At 30.8% G+C, this 17,684-nt stretch carries 17 protein-coding genes; 15 read left to right on the plus strand and 2 right to left on the minus strand.

Going from position 1 to position 17,684, the window contains the following annotated elements; all coding sequences use genetic code 11:
- Window positions 1–81 precede the first annotated feature (81 nt).
- The 3 genes from pfkA to H0I29_RS12985 all read left to right on the plus strand — a co-directional run bounded on the left by pfkA (window position 82) and on the right by H0I29_RS12985 (window position 2,557).
- Entirely contained in the window at window positions 82–1,065 is a 984-nt protein-coding gene (gene pfkA / locus H0I29_RS12975; RefSeq protein ID WP_165730296.1) for a 6-phosphofructokinase, read from the plus strand.
- Window positions 1,066–1,090: 25 nt separating this feature from the next.
- Window positions 1,091–2,092 carry a type I glyceraldehyde-3-phosphate dehydrogenase gene (gene gap / locus H0I29_RS12980; RefSeq protein WP_218733083.1) on the plus strand — a complete coding sequence of 334 codons (1,002 nt, stop codon included), beginning with the start codon at window positions 1,091–1,093 and terminating at the stop codon, window positions 2,090–2,092.
- 96 nt (window positions 2,093–2,188) lie between these two features.
- Window positions 2,189–2,557: a methylglyoxal synthase gene (locus tag H0I29_RS12985; RefSeq protein WP_068449962.1), complete on the plus strand. Its 369-nt coding sequence runs from the start codon at window positions 2,189–2,191 to the stop codon at window positions 2,555–2,557.
- Here the strand turns inward: H0I29_RS12985 and H0I29_RS12990 are convergent.
- Entirely contained in the window at window positions 2,550–2,930 is a 381-nt protein-coding gene (locus H0I29_RS12990) for a RidA family protein (protein ID WP_218733084.1), read from the minus strand. The genes H0I29_RS12985 and H0I29_RS12990 overlap by 8 nt on opposite strands.
- 163 nt (window positions 2,931–3,093) lie before the next feature.
- A complete protein-coding gene (locus tag H0I29_RS12995) occupies window positions 3,094–5,754 on the minus strand; it encodes a putative LPS assembly protein LptD (RefSeq protein WP_218752680.1) in 2,661 nt (886 codons plus the stop codon).
- A 93-nt stretch (window positions 5,755–5,847) separates the two neighbouring features.
- Here H0I29_RS12995 and H0I29_RS13000 point away from each other — a divergent pair, with 93 nt between their 5' ends.
- The 12 genes from H0I29_RS13000 to H0I29_RS13055 all read left to right on the plus strand — a co-directional run bounded on the left by H0I29_RS13000 (window position 5,848) and on the right by H0I29_RS13055 (window position 17,621).
- The gene (locus H0I29_RS13000) at window positions 5,848–6,939 is read left to right on the plus strand and encodes an N-acetylmuramoyl-L-alanine amidase (protein WP_218733086.1); all 1,092 of its coding nucleotides are present in this window, start codon (window positions 5,848–5,850) and stop codon (window positions 6,937–6,939) included.
- A 54-nt stretch (window positions 6,940–6,993) separates the two neighbouring features.
- The gene (locus H0I29_RS13005; protein WP_218752681.1) at window positions 6,994–7,965 is read left to right on the plus strand and encodes an MlaD family protein; all 972 of its coding nucleotides are present in this window, start codon (window positions 6,994–6,996) and stop codon (window positions 7,963–7,965) included.
- A 23-nt stretch (window positions 7,966–7,988) separates the two neighbouring features.
- A complete protein-coding gene (locus H0I29_RS13010) occupies window positions 7,989–9,305 on the plus strand; it encodes a (Fe-S)-binding protein (protein WP_218752683.1) in 1,317 nt (438 codons plus the stop codon).
- A 186-nt stretch (window positions 9,306–9,491) separates the two neighbouring features.
- Complete coding sequence (locus H0I29_RS13015; protein WP_218752684.1) at window positions 9,492–10,271, plus strand: (Fe-S)-binding protein; 780 nt, start codon at window positions 9,492–9,494, stop codon at window positions 10,269–10,271.
- 23 nt (window positions 10,272–10,294) lie between these two features.
- Complete coding sequence (locus H0I29_RS13020) at window positions 10,295–10,798, plus strand: PH domain-containing protein (RefSeq protein ID WP_254712629.1); 504 nt, start codon at window positions 10,295–10,297, stop codon at window positions 10,796–10,798.
- Window positions 10,791–12,290, plus strand: coding sequence for a PH domain-containing protein (locus tag H0I29_RS13025; protein ID WP_218752685.1), 1,500 nt, complete (start codon window positions 10,791–10,793; stop codon window positions 12,288–12,290). Before H0I29_RS13020 ends, H0I29_RS13025 begins: the two co-directional genes overlap by 8 nt.
- Complete coding sequence (gene menA, locus H0I29_RS13030) at window positions 12,281–13,192, plus strand: 1,4-dihydroxy-2-naphthoate octaprenyltransferase (RefSeq protein ID WP_218752686.1); 912 nt, start codon at window positions 12,281–12,283, stop codon at window positions 13,190–13,192. The genes H0I29_RS13025 and menA overlap by 10 nt, the downstream gene beginning before the upstream one ends.
- Window positions 13,193–13,219: 27 nt before the next feature.
- Window positions 13,220–13,897 carry a metal-dependent hydrolase gene (locus H0I29_RS13035; RefSeq protein WP_218752687.1) on the plus strand — a complete coding sequence of 226 codons (678 nt, stop codon included), beginning with the start codon at window positions 13,220–13,222 and terminating at the stop codon, window positions 13,895–13,897.
- A 1-nt stretch (window position 13,898) separates the two neighbouring features.
- Complete coding sequence (locus H0I29_RS13040) at window positions 13,899–14,423, plus strand: SRPBCC family protein (RefSeq protein ID WP_218752688.1); 525 nt, start codon at window positions 13,899–13,901, stop codon at window positions 14,421–14,423.
- 104 nt (window positions 14,424–14,527) lie between these two features.
- Complete coding sequence (locus tag H0I29_RS13045; RefSeq protein WP_218752689.1) at window positions 14,528–15,565, plus strand: o-succinylbenzoate synthase; 1,038 nt, start codon at window positions 14,528–14,530, stop codon at window positions 15,563–15,565.
- A gap of 2 nt (window positions 15,566–15,567) precedes the next feature.
- Entirely contained in the window at window positions 15,568–16,533 is a 966-nt protein-coding gene (locus H0I29_RS13050) for a CPBP family intramembrane glutamic endopeptidase (protein WP_218752690.1), read from the plus strand.
- On the plus strand, window positions 16,530–17,621 hold the full coding sequence (locus H0I29_RS13055) for an AMP-binding protein (RefSeq protein WP_218752692.1): 1,092 nt from the start codon (window positions 16,530–16,532) through the stop codon (window positions 17,619–17,621). Before H0I29_RS13050 ends, H0I29_RS13055 begins: the two co-directional genes overlap by 4 nt.
- Window positions 17,622–17,684 lie beyond the last annotated feature (63 nt).

Genomic DNA, 17,684 nt, shown 5'->3' on the forward strand with positions numbered 1-17,684 from the left:
ATAATAACGAAAATTAGCCTAAAACGATTTCGTAATTTTATTATTTTAAATGGTTATAAAGCAGTAAATTTACATCAGGATATGAAGAAAATTAAAAAAATAGCAGTTATGACTTCTGGAGGAGATGCTCCAGGAATGAACGCCGCAATTAGAGCCGTAGTTAGGTCTTGTGCCTATTATAGTTTAGGTTGTGTAGGTATATATAGAGGATATGAAGGTTTAATTGAAGATGATCTTGTTGATTTAAATGCAAGGAGCGTTCATAATATTATTAACAAAGGAGGTACAATCTTAAAATCTGCTAGATCTAAAGGATTTAGAACCAAAGAAGGTAGACAGAAAGCTTACGAAAACTTAATTGAACGTGAGGTAGATGCACTAGTTGTAATTGGTGGAGATGGATCTTTTACAGGAGCAGTATTGTTTAACGAGGAATTTGGTTTCCCTGTAGTAGGTATTCCAGGTACTATTGATAATGATATTTTTGGAACTTCACATACGTTAGGGTATGACACAGCTTTAAATACCGCCGTAGAAGCAATAGATAAAATTAGAGATACAGCATCTTCACACAACAGACTTTTCTTTGTTGAGGTGATGGGGCGTGACGCAGGTTTTATCGCTTTAAATGCAGGAGTAGGAGCAGGAGCAGAAGAGATCTTAATTCCTGAAGAAGATTTAGGGTTAGATAGAATGCTAGAATCTTTAGAAAGAAGTAGAAGAGCAGGAAAATCATCTAGTATTGTAGTAGTTGCAGAAGGTGATAAATCTGGTAAAAATGTATACGAACTAGCTAGTTATGTAGAGCAAAACTTACCAGAATATGATGTTCGTGTTAGTATTCTTGGTCATATGCAAAGAGGAGGTTCTCCTTCTTGTTTCGATAGAGTTTTAGCAAGTAGACTAGGTGTAAAAGCGGTAGAGTTATTATTAGATGGTAAAACAAATCTAATGGTAGGTTTAAAAGATAATTTAGTAATTAGTACAGATATTAAAGTAGCAATTGCTGGTGGACATTCTATAAACCACGAGTTACTTAGAATTTCTGATATCATAACAACATAAAAATAATTAATTAAAAACTAGTAAAATGATTAAAATAGGAATTAACGGATTTGGTAGAATTGGAAGATTAGCATTCAGATCTACAGTAAATAGAAAAGACGTACAAGTAGTAGGAATTAATGATTTATTAGACGTAGATTATTTAGCTTACATGTTAAAATACGATTCAGTTCACGGAGCATTTGATGGAACTGTTGATGTAAAAGACGGTAAGTTAGTTGTAAACGGAAACGAAATTAGAATTACAGCAGAAAGAAACCCAGCAGATTTAAAATGGGATGAAATTGGAGCTGAATATGTAATCGAATCTACAGGATTTTTCTTAACAGAAGAAACTGCAGGGAAGCACTTAGAAGCAGGAGCTAAAAAAGTAGTATTATCTGCACCTTCTAAAGATGATACACCAATGTTTGTAATGGGTGTTAACAATACAGAATTAAAAGCAGATCAAAAGATTTTTTCTAATGCATCTTGTACTACAAACTGTTTGTCTCCTATTGCAAAAGTATTAAACGATAACTGGGGTATCTCAGAAGGTTTAATGACAACTGTACATGCTGCAACTGCAACTCAAAAAACTGTTGATGGTCCTTCTATGAAAGACTGGAGAGGTGGACGTTCTGCAATTGGTAACGTAATTCCTTCTTCAACTGGAGCTGCAAAAGCTGTTGGAAAAGTAATTCCTGCATTAAACGGAAAATTAACTGGTATGGCTTTTAGAGTTCCTACTATGGATGTTTCTGTTGTAGATTTAACTGTGAAGTTAGAGAAACCAGCAACCTATGCAGAAATTTGTGCTGCAATGAAAGCTGCTTCAGAAAGTGATGCAATGAAAGGTGTTTTAGGATACACAGAAGATATGGTAGTTTCTCAAGACTTTGTTGGAGATACTCGTACTTCTATCTTTGATGCTAAAGCTGGTATCGCATTAAACGATAACTTTGTAAAAGTTGTTTCTTGGTATGATAACGAAATGGGTTATTCAACTAAGATTGTTGATTTAATCGAATATGCTGCTTCTTTATAATATAAAGTAGCTTATACATAATAAAAAGCCTGATAGAATTAATTTTCTATCAGGCTTTTTTTTTATCTTTAGATTAAATAAATTTAATACTATTTTATGGAAATAGCAATTATTGCACATGATGGCAAAAAAGCAGAAATGGTTCAGTTTTTAAATGAACACAAAGAGGTTTTGCTTACAAAAAATATAAAGTTAGTTTCTACAGGAACTACAGGTTCTAAAGCAGAAAAAGCGGGTTTTGTAGTTACAAAATTCTTATCTGGTCCTATTGGAGGAGATGCGCAAATTGCAGCAAGAGTTGCAGAAGGCAAATGCAATATGGTCTTATTTTTTAGAGATCCTCATGCAAAACACCCTCACGAACCAGATATTATAATGCTGTTAAGAATTTGTGACGTACACAACGTTCCGTTAGCAACAAACCCTGCTTCTGCAGATTTGTTAATGAAGGCAATTGCTATTTAATAGCAATTGCACTTATTTCTACATTTACAAACTTCGGTAAGTTAGCTACTTCTACAGTTTCTCTTGCTGGAGCTGTTTCTTCGTTAAAATAGTTTCCGTAAATAGCATTTATTTCTCCGAAATTATTCATGTCAGAAATAAAAATAGAAGTTTTAATGACGTTTTCGAAAGTCATATCTGCGGCAGCTAATACTTCTTTTAGGTTTTCCATAACCTGAGTTGTTTCTTCTTTTATGGAAGATAAAACCAATTCTCCATTTTCTGGATTGATGGCAATTTGGCCAGAAGTATATAATGTATTTCCGCTTAATACAGCTTGATTATAAGGTCCTATTGGAGCTGGTGCTTTTGTAGTTGTTATTATTTTTTTCATTAGATTTTATGTTTCTAAATTAGAGAATTCTAAAGTAACAAAGTTAATAAGTTTTTACGATTGTTCGTACGAGGGAATCTAAGTATTTTAGTTTTGAATACTGAATACTGAATACTGAATACTGAATACTGAATACTGAATACTGAATACTGAATACTTTTTTTTAAAACAACGTTCTATCTGCAGGTTTGCTTTTATCCCATTTAAGATCTGATAAGACAGAAGATTTTACACCTATAAAAAAGGTGTAAGATGAATTTGTACCAAAAGGAACCCAATTGAAATTAAATTGCCAACTATCTAAGTCTCTCGTGAAATTAAATCTAGAAAACGTAAAAGCACCTCCTTTAACATCGTAACCAGAAGAATAACCCATTTTCCATTTTGGAGAGAGTTCTAAATTACCACTAAACATAATACTGTGCACACCAATGCTACCACCGTCTATACCATTATTTGTATAATTGGTAGAGTAGGCTAAATTGATAGACCAAGGGATGTCTGCTTTATACAGCTGGGTTTCTTTCTTTTTATCTGTTTCTTCTGTATTACTTGCGTTGTTTCTATTATCTCTACCGGTAGGATTAATATCTGCACCAATAACATCTACATTGTTGTCTCCTCCGTTAGCACTTTGTTTAGATTTGTCCTTTTTATCTTTACCAAAATCAGTGCTAGATATAGAGTAATTTGCGGTTAAATTAGCATTTGTTAGCCTTAAAATATTTGCATTAAACTCGTTAATTCTTACACCGTCGCTATTTACTTTATAAGGATCCATAGAACCACTTAAATTAACAGATAACTTATCTTTAAATAAACGTGTACCTGCAGAAAAACTAACCGGAGACCATCGCAAACTATCGGCAGCAATATTATAAGAACTACTAAAGTTTAAATTATTTAAAAGCGTTATTTTCTCATCTTCTTCATCACTATCTGGATCTTTGGGAGCCACTTTTGCTTCTAAAACGTTGTTTAAAGAAATACCGATTGAGTTACTTAATCCAGACGAAGGTGCTCCATATATACCTTGGTCATACACAGTGTAGTCTAATAAGTCGGTAGCATCTGCACTTTGTTGTACTTGTTTTATGTATTTATCTTTAAAATCTGGTCTGTAAGAATAGGAAACAGAAGGTCTAAAAGTATGACGAATGGTTTTTAATCTTCCTTTCTTAAAATTAAAAGTACCATAAATATTTGTAGATAAACTAACTCCTGCATTGTACTCTCTATAGCTTTTAAAACCTCTAAGAGTATCAGTTACCACAACATTATCGGTAACATCATAATCTTTTTGAATATAATCAAACTGCCAAGTTTCTTCATAATTAGCACTTGGGGACAATGTAAAGTATTTAAAGGCTTTTATGTTTGTGCTGGTTCCTGTTTTATGTTGCATTCCAGATCTTGCTGTTTCAAACATTTTAGGTGTAAAAAATTCATCATCTGTAGTGTTAATTAAATACTGACCTTGCATGGTGTAATTAAACCCCATTTTTTGAATAGGAGTTTTTTGGATACCATTTTTTCCTGCAAATGGGTATATTCTACTCATATTTACAGTCAATGACGGTAAAGTCATTGTAATAGCTTCAGTATTTGTGTTTTGTTGATGACTAGCGGTAAGGTTCATATTAAACGGCGTACCCACAAAAGTTTTACTATAATTTATAGAAGAGTTAAATGTATTAGTTAATGTCTCTGCTATATTATATTGATTTTGAGATTCTCTAAAAAATTTACTACTACCAAGGTTTACAGAAGCAGAAAACCTAGAGTTAGGACTCGCCTTAGCATCCTGACTATGAGACCACCTAATGTTAAAATTGTTAGATTTACTATAATCATCAAAACCTCTAATTCCGCTTATATTGTTTTCGAAGTTTAAACTAAAAGAACCATTAAAGCGATATCTTTGTCTATAGTTAGATGATATTCTAGCTCCCCAACTTCCGTTAGAGTATACATCACTTAAAACAGTTAAATCCATATAATCACTTATGGCAAAATAATAACCACCATTCTGAAAACCAATACCTCTATCACTACTACCAGTATCAAAAGAAGGAATTAAAAAACCAGATACACTTGTTTCAGTTATAGGAAAATAAGCAAAAGGTAAAAATATAGGTGTAGGTATGTCTGCTAAAACTAAATTACTAGTACCTACAATAATCTTTTTTCCAGGCACTAATTTTGCTTTGTCAGTTGCTATGTAATAATCCGGATTTTTCTTTTCTGAGGTTGTAAAACGAATGTTTCTTACATATATAGTAGAATCATTTATACGTTTGGTTTTTTCTCCATACGTAAACATTTCTCCTTGTTTTGTTTTTAATCCGTAGATTAAAGCTCTTTCAGTTTTAAAATTATAGATAATAGAATCTTGTTCAGATTCTTGACTTCCTTGTTTAAATATTGGACGTTGCACATAGCCTGTACTATCTATAATTCCTTTTGCAAAAAGGGTGTTTTTCTTATAATCAACAACAATTAAACCAGCTTTTAAATCGATGTCTGTATAGGTGATGTTTGCTTCGTTATAAAGAGTAACCGTTTGGTCTTTTGCGTTTTGTATGGTGTAGTCTGTAGCAACATGCACAATAATGTCTTCTATAGTCTCTTTAGGTTTTATCGAATCTAAAGAAATAGAATCTGTGTTTTTTAATGCCAAAGAATCTCTCTTACTTTTAAATAGAGAATCTTTCTCAACATTAGTAATTGCTGTTTTATCTTCAGATTTTAGTTCTTGTGAAAAGCCTATTTCTATAAAAAATATGCTGCAAAATAAAAGAATGTATGATAGGTTTGTTTGCAAGGCTTTAAATGCTATTTTTGTATAAAGGTTAAAAGTATGGCTCAATATTTGAAACACCAAATTTACGAAGCCAAAATTAGTTAAATTTTATTGATGCAAATTAAAGAAAATCACAAAATTAATATCAAAGTTAAAAATCTTTTATTTTTTCTCTTTGTGTTCTCATTTTTAATGAACTCATCATTAGTATTTGGGCAAAAAGAATATGTAGTTGTTATTGATGCAGGCCATGGTGGTAAAGACCCTGGTAACATGGGTAATGGTTATAAAGAAAAGAATATAGCGTTAAAAGTGGCGTTAATTGTCGGTAAAAAATTATCTAAAGCGAATGATATAAAAGTTGTTTATACTAGAGATGATGATGTTTTTATTGATTTATGGAAAAGAGGAGAAATTGCAAATCATGCAAAAGCAGACTTATTTCTGTCTATTCATTGCGACTCTCACACCTCTAATGCTTACGGAGCAGGTACTTTTGTTTTAGGGTTAAGAGGTAATAAAAAGAACCTAGAAATCGCCAAAAGAGAAAATGCTGCTATTTTTTATGAAGATAATTATGAAGAGAAGTATAAAGGTTTTGATTCTAACTCAGCAGAATCTGTAATCGGATTATCACTTTTACAGGAAGAAAACTTAGATAGAAGTTTAGCGATTGCTAGTTTAATTCAACATAGTTTTACATCTAAATTAAAAAGACACGATAGAAAGGTAAAGCAAGATAACTTTCAGGTTTTAAGAGAAACAATTATGCCAAGTGTTCTGGTAGAGTTAGGTTTTTTAACTAATAAAACAGAAGGGAGATACTTAAATTCTAAAAAAGGTCAAGAACAAATGGGAACTGCCATTACAGCGGCTGTTTTAAATTATATAGGTAATTTAAAACTAAATACTGTAAACAATAATATCTCAGAAAGCAAAGTAATAGGTAATATTGAATACAAAGTGCAAGTTGCCTCAGGAAAAAATAAAATAGAAACAAAAGCATATAATTTTAAGGGTTTAAGAGATATAGAAAGAGTTCCTGTGGGGAGCTTTTATAAATATTATTATGGAAATACTTCTAACTATAGTAGTGTAAAACAATCTTTAAGGGCAGCAAAATCTAAAGGATATACATCTGCTTTTATTGTCGCTTTTAAGAATGGGGAAAAGATCTCTGTACAAGAAGCGCTTAAAATACAATAGATTTGATGGTTTCAACCAAAAATTATTAGTAGTTTTGTTATTAAACTTTTATGGATGTCTAAAGAATTAAAAACAGGAATTGTAGCTATTGTTATTATATTCATATTTATATGGGGATATAATTTTTTAAAAGGTCAAAACTTGTTTGATGGAAGTACCCGTTATTTTAAAGTAGAATACACCAATATTGGTGGTTTAACGGAGTCTAGCTCAGTAACTATTAATGGGTTAAAAGTAGGTAAAGTTATAGATATTGCTTTTAATAAGTCAAATGATAAAAAAGGGCAATTAGTAGTTAATTTCGCTATTGAAAAAGATTTTGATTTCTCTAAAAAGAGTATTGTAAAAATATATTCTCCAAGCCCTTTAGGTGGTTCTAACTTAGCAATAATACCTAATTATGAAGGCGAAGTGGCTGTTTCTGGAGATTATCTTGAAGGAGAGATTGAATCTAGTTTATTTACTTCTATTGGTGAGCGTTTAGATCCAATACAAGCAAAGTTAGAGACAGTAATGGTAAGAGCAGATTCATTGTTTAAAAATGTAAACAATATTTTAGATACCAACACACAAAATAGTCTAAAAAATTCGGTTTCTAGCTTAGAGGCAACTTTAAATGAAGTAAATAAAATGATGTCATCTGTAAACGGGATGATAGATGCTACTTCTTCAGATTTAAAAGCAAGTGTAAAAAATACAAAAACAATTACAGAAAATTTTGCAAAAGTTTCAGATACGTTAGCAAATGCAGATATTGGTAGGATTGTAAAAAAAGCAGAACATACGCTTACTTCTGTTAATACAATATTAGAAGGTATCAACTCTGGTAAAGGTACTATAGGTAAATTAATTACTGATGAAGCGATGTACACAAATTTAGAAAACGCTTCTAAAGAACTAGAAGAGTTGCTTAGAGAAATGAAGTTGAACCCTAAGCGATTTGTACACTTTTCATTATTTGGTAAAAAAGCAAAGCCTTATACACCTAATGAAGACGACGAATTAGAAAAAGAAGAAAACAACTAATTTTACATAAACCCTTTACGAATATGCAATACTTACCAAACATAATCTTTGCTTTAGCATTAGCTTTAGGACTTAGTTTTTTTGTGATGAATATTCGCAAATTATTTAGAAACATAAAATTAGGGAAAGAGGTTAATCGTACGGATAAAAAACCTGAACGTTTAAAAAATATGTTGATGATTGCTCTTGGGCAATCTAAAATGGTAAAAAGACCTTTTTCAGGAGCTCTTCACATTATTGTGTATGTTGGTTTTATAATTATAAATATAGAAGTTTTAGAAATTATTATTGATGGGTTATTTGGAACTCACAGAGTTTTTCAAGGGCTTTTAGGCGATGGTATATACGGATTTTTAATTGGTGTTTTCGAAGTATTAGCAGTACTCGTTTTTGTTGCTGTTATTGTTTTTTGGTTGCGTAGAAATATATCTAATATTAAACGTTTCTTAAGTAAGGAAATGAAAGGTTGGCCTAAAAATGATGGAAATTATATCCTTTATTTTGAAATGGTGTTAATGACATTGTTTTTAGTAATGAACGCAACAGACGTTAGTTTTCAACAAGCAGGAATAGGGAATACAATCAGTCAATTTATTGCACCTTTATTTGATGGTTTTTCTCCAGAAGGTTTACATACAATAGAAAGAACTGCATGGTGGATTCATATTTTAGGTATTTTAGTTTTCTTAAACTACTTATACTACTCAAAGCATTTACACATCTTATTAGCGTTTCCAAATACCTATTTTGCAAATCTAAATCCAAAAGGGCAGTTTACCAATTTAGACTCTGTTACTACGGAAGTAAAATTAATGATGGATCCGGATGCAGATCCTTATGCAGCTCCAGCTGAAGGAGCGGAAGAAGCAATTCCAGAAAAATTTGGAGCCTCTGACGTTGCAGATTTGAATTGGGTGCAGTTATTAAATGCTTATACCTGTACAGAATGCGGTAGATGTACATCATCTTGTCCTGCAAATCTTACAGGGAAAGAATTGTCTCCAAGAAAAATCATGATGGATACTCGTGATCGTTTAGAAGAGGTTGGTAGAAATATTGATGTTAATAAAGGCGTTTTTGTTGATGATGGTAAGCAATTATTAAACGATTATATTTCTCCAGAAGAACTTTGGGCATGTACAAGCTGTAATGCTTGTGTAGAAGAATGTCCTGTAAATATAGACCCACTTTCTATTATTATGGATATGAGAAGATATTTAGTAATGGAAGAAAGTGCAGCACCACAAGAGTTAAATATGATGATGACAAACATCGAAAATAATGGAGCTCCATGGCAATACAATCAACAAGACAGATTAAACTGGGCTAACGAAGAGTAAAAAGTAGTTTACAGTTTACGGTTACAGCTAGTAGTAAAAAGCTGTAGTTTTCAAAATTAGTATTCAGTAAACAGTTACAGTTTTCAGTCAATGTCACTTCGAGTGAAATTATTTTTTAAAGAATTTTGTATCGAGAAGTTTTTAACAATTACACGAATAAACGTTTAAACAATTAAACAACAAGATATGAACGTACCAACAATGGCAGATATGATGGCTCAAGGTAAGCAACCAGAAGTGTTGTTTTGGGTTGGCGCAGCAGGAAGTTATGATGATAGAGCAAAAAAAATATCGAGAGCATTTGTAAAAATATTACATCAAGCTAAGGTAGATTTTGCTGTTTTAGGAACGGAAGAATCCTCTACTGGAGATGCCGCAAAAAGAGCAGGAAATGAGTTTTTGTTTCAAATGCAGGCAATGATGAATATTGCAGTGTTAAATGGTTACGAAGTAAAAAAGATTGTTACTTGCGATCCGCATTCGTTTAATACTTTAAAAAATGAATATCCTTCTTTAGGAGGGAAATATGAAGTTTTCCATCACACACAATTTATACAAGACTTAATTGCAGCAGGTCGTTTAAAAATCGATGATACTACTTTAAAAGGTAAAAGAGTAACGTTTCACGATCCTTGTTATTTAGGTAGAGCCAACGAAGTGTATGAGTCTCCTAGAGAATTAATAAAAAGATTAGGTGTTAATTTAACCGAAATGAAACGCAATAAATCTACCGCTTTATGTTGCGGAGCGGGAGGAGCGCAAATGTTTAAAGATGCAGAAAAAGGGGATAAAGAGATAAATGTTTTAAGAACAGAAGATGCTTTAGAAACCAAACCCAATATTATTGCTACGGGTTGCCCTTATTGTAATACCATGATGACAGACGGAATTAAATTTAAAGAAAAAGAAGCAGAGGTTGTTGTTAAAGATATTGCAGAGTTAATTGCAGAGGCTAATAATTTGTAGATAAAAACATTAAAATAATTTAAATGTTTGAAAACGAATTTGTTTCTAATTTACCAAATATTACTGAGATAGCTTTTAAACGGATTCATAAAAATTATTTAAAAGTCATTTTATTTAATGTATTATTGCTTTTTACAGCTGCCTTATTAGGGCTTTACTTTGCAAGTTATTATAATTTTCTTCAAGGAATTAGTCGTTATGTTTACCTTATTTATATCGCTTTTATAATCGTTTTTATTTTTACAGTACTTTTACTTTACTTCGGATTTAAAAAAAGAAAATATGCGGTTAGACAAAAAGATATTTCTTATAAAAGTGGCTTGTTTTTCAAAAAAATAACTACATTACCATTTTCTAGAGTTCAGCATATAGAAGTAGATGAAAGTCCTTTTTCTAGGTTTTTTAAATTGGCTTCCTTAAGTGTTTTTACGGCAGGGGATAGTAGTGATGATTTAGAAATAAAAGGTATTACCAGAAAAGAAGCTATACAAATAAAAGAATTTATCAGTCAAAAAATCAATGAATAATACGTTTGATTTTAGCCAATTTTCTAAACAGTCTAAAAAAGGAATTCTTGTAATTTATCTTAAGTTACTATATAAAGTCTTAAAAGCTTTTTGGGTTTTGCTATTCCTATTTATTCAGAAGTTCTCTGAATTTAATGAGAGTACATTTTTCTATATCAACTTAGGACTCGGGTTTTTGTTCCTATTTTTTCTGATTAGAGCTTTTTTGATTTATGAAAACTTTCAGTTTAAGGTTCAAAATAATCATTTTATCTTAAAACAAGGAATTTTAAAAAAGACAAATACTTCCATTTCTTTTGATCGAATTCAGAATATTAATTTTAAGCAAAATATTATTCAGCAACTTATTAATGTTCATGAAGTTAATATAGAAACTGCTGGGTCTAATAAAACAGAAATTTCTATAAAAGCATTGTCTTTTCAAAAAGCAAAAGCACTTAAAAGTCAACTTTCATCTTATAATTCTAATATACTTAAAGAGGAAAGTGTTGCTGAAAAACCTTTTTTAAAAATAAGTTTATTAGAATTGTTAAAGGTTAGTTTAACAGAAAATCACCTACAAAGTTTGCTTATTTTTCTGGCATTATTATTAGGTCTTTATCAGCAATTAGAGCAATTATTTAGCGGTATTGGAAAAGATTACTTGCTAAATGAATACATAGAAAAGAGTAGTAATTCGTTTCATCAAGGCGTATTTGTATTTATTGTGCTCTTTATTTTACTGGTTTTTATAGCCATTTTAAGTTCTTTTATGAGAGTGTTTTTATTTCATTTTAATTTAACTGTTTTTATAAAAGACCAGAATTTTGAAATTTATCAGGGATTGCTTACCAAGAAATCTATTATTTTAAAGAAGGATAAAATTCAAAGTATTACTATTTCTACAAATCCAATAAAAAAGATTCTAGGTATTTTCTTTATTACATTTAAACAAGCTGTTAGTGGCAAGGTAAGTGGAAAAAGAAAGGATAAGTTAATACGAATTGTTGGTTGTAAGAAAGCTCAGGTTAGTAAGATTAAAGAAATACTTTTTAGTTTTTCTGAAGTAGACGATTTAGAAAAAAAACAGGTGCATGTTTATTTAAAAAAGAGAATGTATTTTTTGTCTTTTATACTTTTGTTGATATTAAACGGAGTTTTTTATCTTATTTTTTTAGATGGATTGGTTTTCTTCGGGAATGTTTTATTGGTTCCTTTGTTTATCCTTTTTGTCCATCTAATATTCAATAAAAGATTTTATAAAATAAGCGATGATGTTTTACTAGTTGGTTCTGGAGTTTTTGACACTCATTTAACATATTTACCGTTTTTTAAGGTTCAAAATATTAAAATGATGCAAACTTTTTTTCAAGAAAGAAATAAGGTTGTAGATTTGGTTTTTCAAACCGCTTCTGGAGAAATTAAACTTCCTTGTATAGAAAAAAGCGAGGCGATAAAAATTTACAATTATACTTTATTTAAAGTGGAAAGTAGTACAGATTTATGGATGTAAAAAGTTACGTAAAAGCAGCACGATTAAGAACCTTACCTTTATCGGTTTCAGGGATTATTGTTGGAAGTTTTTTAGGGAGTGATCAGTTAAATAATCAGATTTCAATTTTAGAATCGCCTATTTTTTGGTTAGCAATTTTAACCACTATTGGTTTTCAAGTATTGTCTAATTTTGCAAACGATTATGGAGACGGAATTAAAGGCTCCGATAAAAATAGAACAGGAGAAGCACGTATGGTTTCATCAGGAGCAATTACTCCGAAACAAATGAAATCTGCCATGATAATTACAACAATTATTACGTTGATAATTGCGTTATTGCTAATTTATGTTTCTTTCGGAAAAGAAAATTTTGGGTATTCAATATTATTTTTAGGCTTAGGAATTGCTTCTATTGCAGCAGCTATAAAATATACAGTTGGTAATTCAGCCTATGGTTATAGTGGTTTTGGAGATATTTTTGTTTTTCTATTCTTTGGTTTGTTAAGTGTAGTAGGTAGTTATTTCTTGTACACAAAACAGGTGGATTATACTATTTTTCTACCCGCAATATCTGTTGGCTTGTTAAGTACAGCAGTTTTAAACCTTAATAATTTACGAGATAGGGAAGAGGATCAAAAAAATAATAAAAATACGCTAGTGGTAAAGTTAGGAATATTAAAGGCAAAAAAATACCATTATGCATTGATTTTTGGTGCTTTAATTACTGCTTGTATATATACTTTTTTAGATTTTAAATTTATTTATCAACTTATTTTCTTGATGGCTTTTGTGCCATTAATTAAAAACGTAAAAACTGTTGTAAACAACACGATACCTTCGGAATTAGATAGTGAATTAAAGAAAGTAGCATTGAGTACTTTTTTGTTTGCAATCCTTTTTGGAATTGGACAAATATTGTAAATTAGAATTCAATTATAATTGTAAGATATGAAGATTAAATATTTAGGGCATTCTTGTTTTTCTATAGAAATTAATAAAGTAACTATTTTAGTAGATCCGTTTATTTCGGGTAATGCATTGGCTTCTCATATAGATATTTCTACTCTTAAAGCAGATTTTATTTTATTAACCCACGCGCATCAAGACCATGTTTTAGATGTAGAAGTAATTGCAGAAAGAACAAAGGCAGTCATTGTTTCTAACTATGAAATAGCCATGTACTATGGTGCAAAAGATTTGGAAGTAACTGCATTAAATCATGGAGGAACTTTTAAAACGGAGCACTTTTCTGCCAAATATGTAAATGCAATTCATACTTCATCTTTTGCAGATGGCACGTATGGCGGTGAGCCAGGTGGTTTTGTTATTTCATCTAAAGATAAAAACTTATATGTTGCAGGAGATACTGCTGTTACCATGGATATGAAACTAATTCCTTTAACAACAAAACTTGATGCGGCTATTTTTCCTATTGGAGATACGTTTACAATGGGAGTTGAAGACGCAATTATTGCAAGTGATTTAGTGGAGTGTACTAAAATAATAGGCTGTCATTTTGATACTTTTCCTCCAATTGAAATAGATGTAAATGATGCCAAAATTAAATTCTCATCAAAAAATAAAGAATTAGTTATATTAGAAATAGGAGGAAATATAAAATTATAAAATGAAAACAATAAAAGTAATATTAATAATCATATCTACCTTTATAGTGATTTTTTTACTAACAGGTTTAATTGTAAAAGAAACAACGTATACGGCAGAAGTTTCTATAGATAAGTCTGTAGAGGAGGTTTTTACAGCTTTTAATAATTCGGAGGATGTAAATAACTGGATTCCAGAAGTACAGTCTTTTGAGGTTGTTAATGAAAATCCAGGAAAAATAGGAAGCATCTATAAAATAGTGGTTTTAAACCAAGGGCAAGAAATTACAATGACCGAAAAGGTGTTGGCGTATGTACCTAATGAAAAAGTAACCTTGTTTTTTAATGCACAGGGTATGCTTAAAAAAGACGATTATATTTTTACAGAAAAAGACGGAGTTACCACCGTTACTTTAAATGCAAGTTGCCAAAGTGACACCTTTCTAATGGCTTGTGTTTTTCCCTATTTTAAAGGAACATTCATGGAGCAAGATCAATCTTATTTAGATAATTTTAAAGCTTTTGTAGAAGATAAAACAGAAGATTAATTCTTCTTTTTTTGTTGAAAAGACCGTTAAAAATATTTTATTAGCTGTGGTAAAGCACTAAAAAGACGGTATTCATATAAATATTTTATAAAAAATAAATTCTTTTGATACACGCTACTCATAAAAAATATACCCTCAATTTTAAAAATCCAAGTGGAACTTCACGAGGAATTTTAAGAACCAAAGAAACGTGGTTTATTATTTTAGAGCAAAATGGTAAAACAGGTATTGGTGAAACTGGTTTGTTTAGAGGTTTAAGTATAGATGATGTTGTTAATTATGAAGAAAAACTAATTTGGGCTTGTACAAATATTAACAAAGGTTTGGTGTTTTTGCTTAAAGAGCTTTGTGAATTTCCATCCATACAATTTGGACTAGAGCAGGCTTTTTTATCGCTTAAAAGCGAAGATAAGTTTACATTGTTTCCATCAGAATTTACAAATGGAAATGAAGCTATTGCCATAAATGGACTTATCTGGATGGGAGAAAAAGCGTTTATGAAAAAGCAAATCAAAGAAAAATTAGAATCTGGTTTTTCTTGCATCAAAATGAAAATTGGTGCTATTGATTTTGAAGCAGAAATAGCATTGTTAAAATCCATCCGAAAAGAATTTTCATCTGAAGAAATAGAATTAAGGGTAGATGCAAATGGTGCTTTTAATCCTAAAAATGCGTTAGAAAAATTAAAGCGTTTATCAGAATTAGAAATTCATTCTATAGAACAACCCATCAAACAAGGGCAAGTTCAAGAAATGGCTGTTTTATGTGCCAAGACACCTTTGCCAATTGCATTGGATGAAGAGTTGATAGGTATATTTTCATCCGAAGACAAAAAACAAATGTTACAAACAATTCAACCTCAGTTTATCATTTTAAAACCGAGTTTAATTGGTGGTTTTTCGGGGAGTTTAGAATGGATTAAATGTGCAGAAGCAATAAATGCTGATTGGTGGATAACTTCTGCATTAGAAAGTAATATTGGCTTGAATGCTATTGCGCAATTTACACATACATTAAAAAATAATTTACCACAAGGCTTAGGAACAGGTGGTTTGTTTACAAATAATTTTACGAGTCCGTTAGAAGTTAAAAATGGAGCTTTGCATTATAATCAAACTCAAAATTGGGATTTTAATTTATAAATATGAATTTTATACAACAAGCATATAAAGGAAAAAATGAATGGTTTCATTGGGTATTAACCATCTTGGTGGTTTTTGTTGGTTGGCAAATTATAGGTGTATTGCCTTTAACAGTTTTAGCTTATATGCATTCTGCAGATATAGCAGAGTTTACTGCGGCAGCTCAAAATAATTTTATGACGTTAGAGATCGATAAAAATCTTTTCCTTTTTTTTATGATTCTAATGTTCTTTTTTGGCTTGGTCAGTCTTTTAATAGCAATTAAGTACATTCATAAAAGAACTTTAACATCTTTGGTTACCAGTAGAAAGTCGATAGATTGGAAACGTTTTTGGTTTGGCTTTATTACTTGGGGAATCGTTTCTGCCGTTGTAATTATGAGTGGTATTTTTCTATCTCCAGAAAGTTATGAGTGGAATTTTAAACCGATACCTTTCTTTACTTTAATAGCAGTTTCTTTTTTGTTTTTACCTTTTCAAACTAGTTTTGAAGAGTTATTGTTTAGAGGATACTTTATGCAAGGTTTGGGGATTTTAGCTAAAAATAGATGGGTGCCTTTATTTATCACTTCAGTTTGTTTTGGGTTATTACATGGCGCAAATCCAGAGGTAGAGAAACTAGGTTACATTTCTATGGTTTTTTATATTGGAACAGGATTCTTTTACGGAATTACCACCTTAATGGACGAAGGAACTGAATTGGCAATTGGCCTACATGCTATAAATAATATTGTCGCCGCATTTTTTGTAACTACAAATTGGACTGTTTTTCAAACGGATGCATTGTATGTAGATACCTCAGAACCTTCTGTAGGGTGGGAAATGTTTTTCCCTGTGTTGGTTTTATATCCAATTCTATTATTTATTTTTTCTAAAAAATATGGATGGAAAAATTGGAAAGAAAAACTAACAGGTAAGATTACTGAACCTGTTAATTTAAAAGAAAATTATAGAATTTTAGAAGATTGAAAATAGATAAGTTTCATAGCAACTTTCAATTAAATGAGGTTTCATTTGCTTCTGTAGATGAAATTCTATCGTATACATCTCGTTTTTCTGATGAAATATATCCATTTTTAGAAAGTTGGTTTTCAGCCGATGCTTTTATTACAGTGAAAACTTCTGGTTCTACAGGTGTTCCAAAAAACATAAAATTGCATAAAAAGCAGATGATCAATTCTGCTTTGGCTACTGGTAGTTTTTTTGATTTAAAAGAAAATACAACAGCATTGTTATGTATACCTACAGAATACATTGCGGGTAAAATGATGTTGATTCGTGCTTTAATCTTAGGCTGGCATTTAGATATGGTAGCACCATCTTCTTATCCACTACGTGGGATAAAAAAACAGTATGATTTTTCTGCAATGGTTCCGTTACAGTTGGAGAATTCTATCAAGTCTTTAAATTTAATTAAAAAATTAATTGTTGGTGGAGGCGTAGTTTCTAGTCAATTACAAGATAAAATTCAGGCTTCTAATTGTAGTGTTTTTGCAACTTACGGGATGACGGAAACCATTACTCATATTGCCGTTAAAAGGTTGAATAGTTTTTCATCATTACAAAACAATAATAGTAATGAATCTTTTCAAAAGGACTTTTATAAAACACTACCAAATGTAGAAATCTATAAAGATGTTAGAAACTGTCTGGTAATTAAAGCGCCAAAGGTTTCCAATGAAGTGATTTTTACAAATGATATCATTCATTTAGTTTCTGATGATCAATTTGAATGGTTAGGTCGTTTAGATAATGTAATAAACTCAGGAGGAGTAAAATTGCATCCAGAAAAAATAGAAGAAAAGTTATCGAAAATAATAAGCAAACGTTTTTTTGTTGCAGGTATATCAGATGATAAGCTAGGGCAGAAGCTTGTTTTAATGATAGAACAACCATTTGCATCATTAGATGAAGAAGTAGCCTTAAAATTAAAAATAAAGCAATTAAAAACACTTACTAAATTCGAGATTCCAAAAGAAATTTATTTTGTTGCTAGTTTTATAGATACCGAAACAAATAAAATTCAACGTACCAAGACCTTAGGTTTATTAAAATAAGAAGCTAGGTTTATACATTTATTTTTAATATTTCATTCTTTCTAATATTATATCCGAAAGAGA

This window comes from Polaribacter sp. R2A056_3_33, assembly GCF_019278485.1.
GTDB lineage: Bacteria > Bacteroidota > Bacteroidia > Flavobacteriales > Flavobacteriaceae > Polaribacter.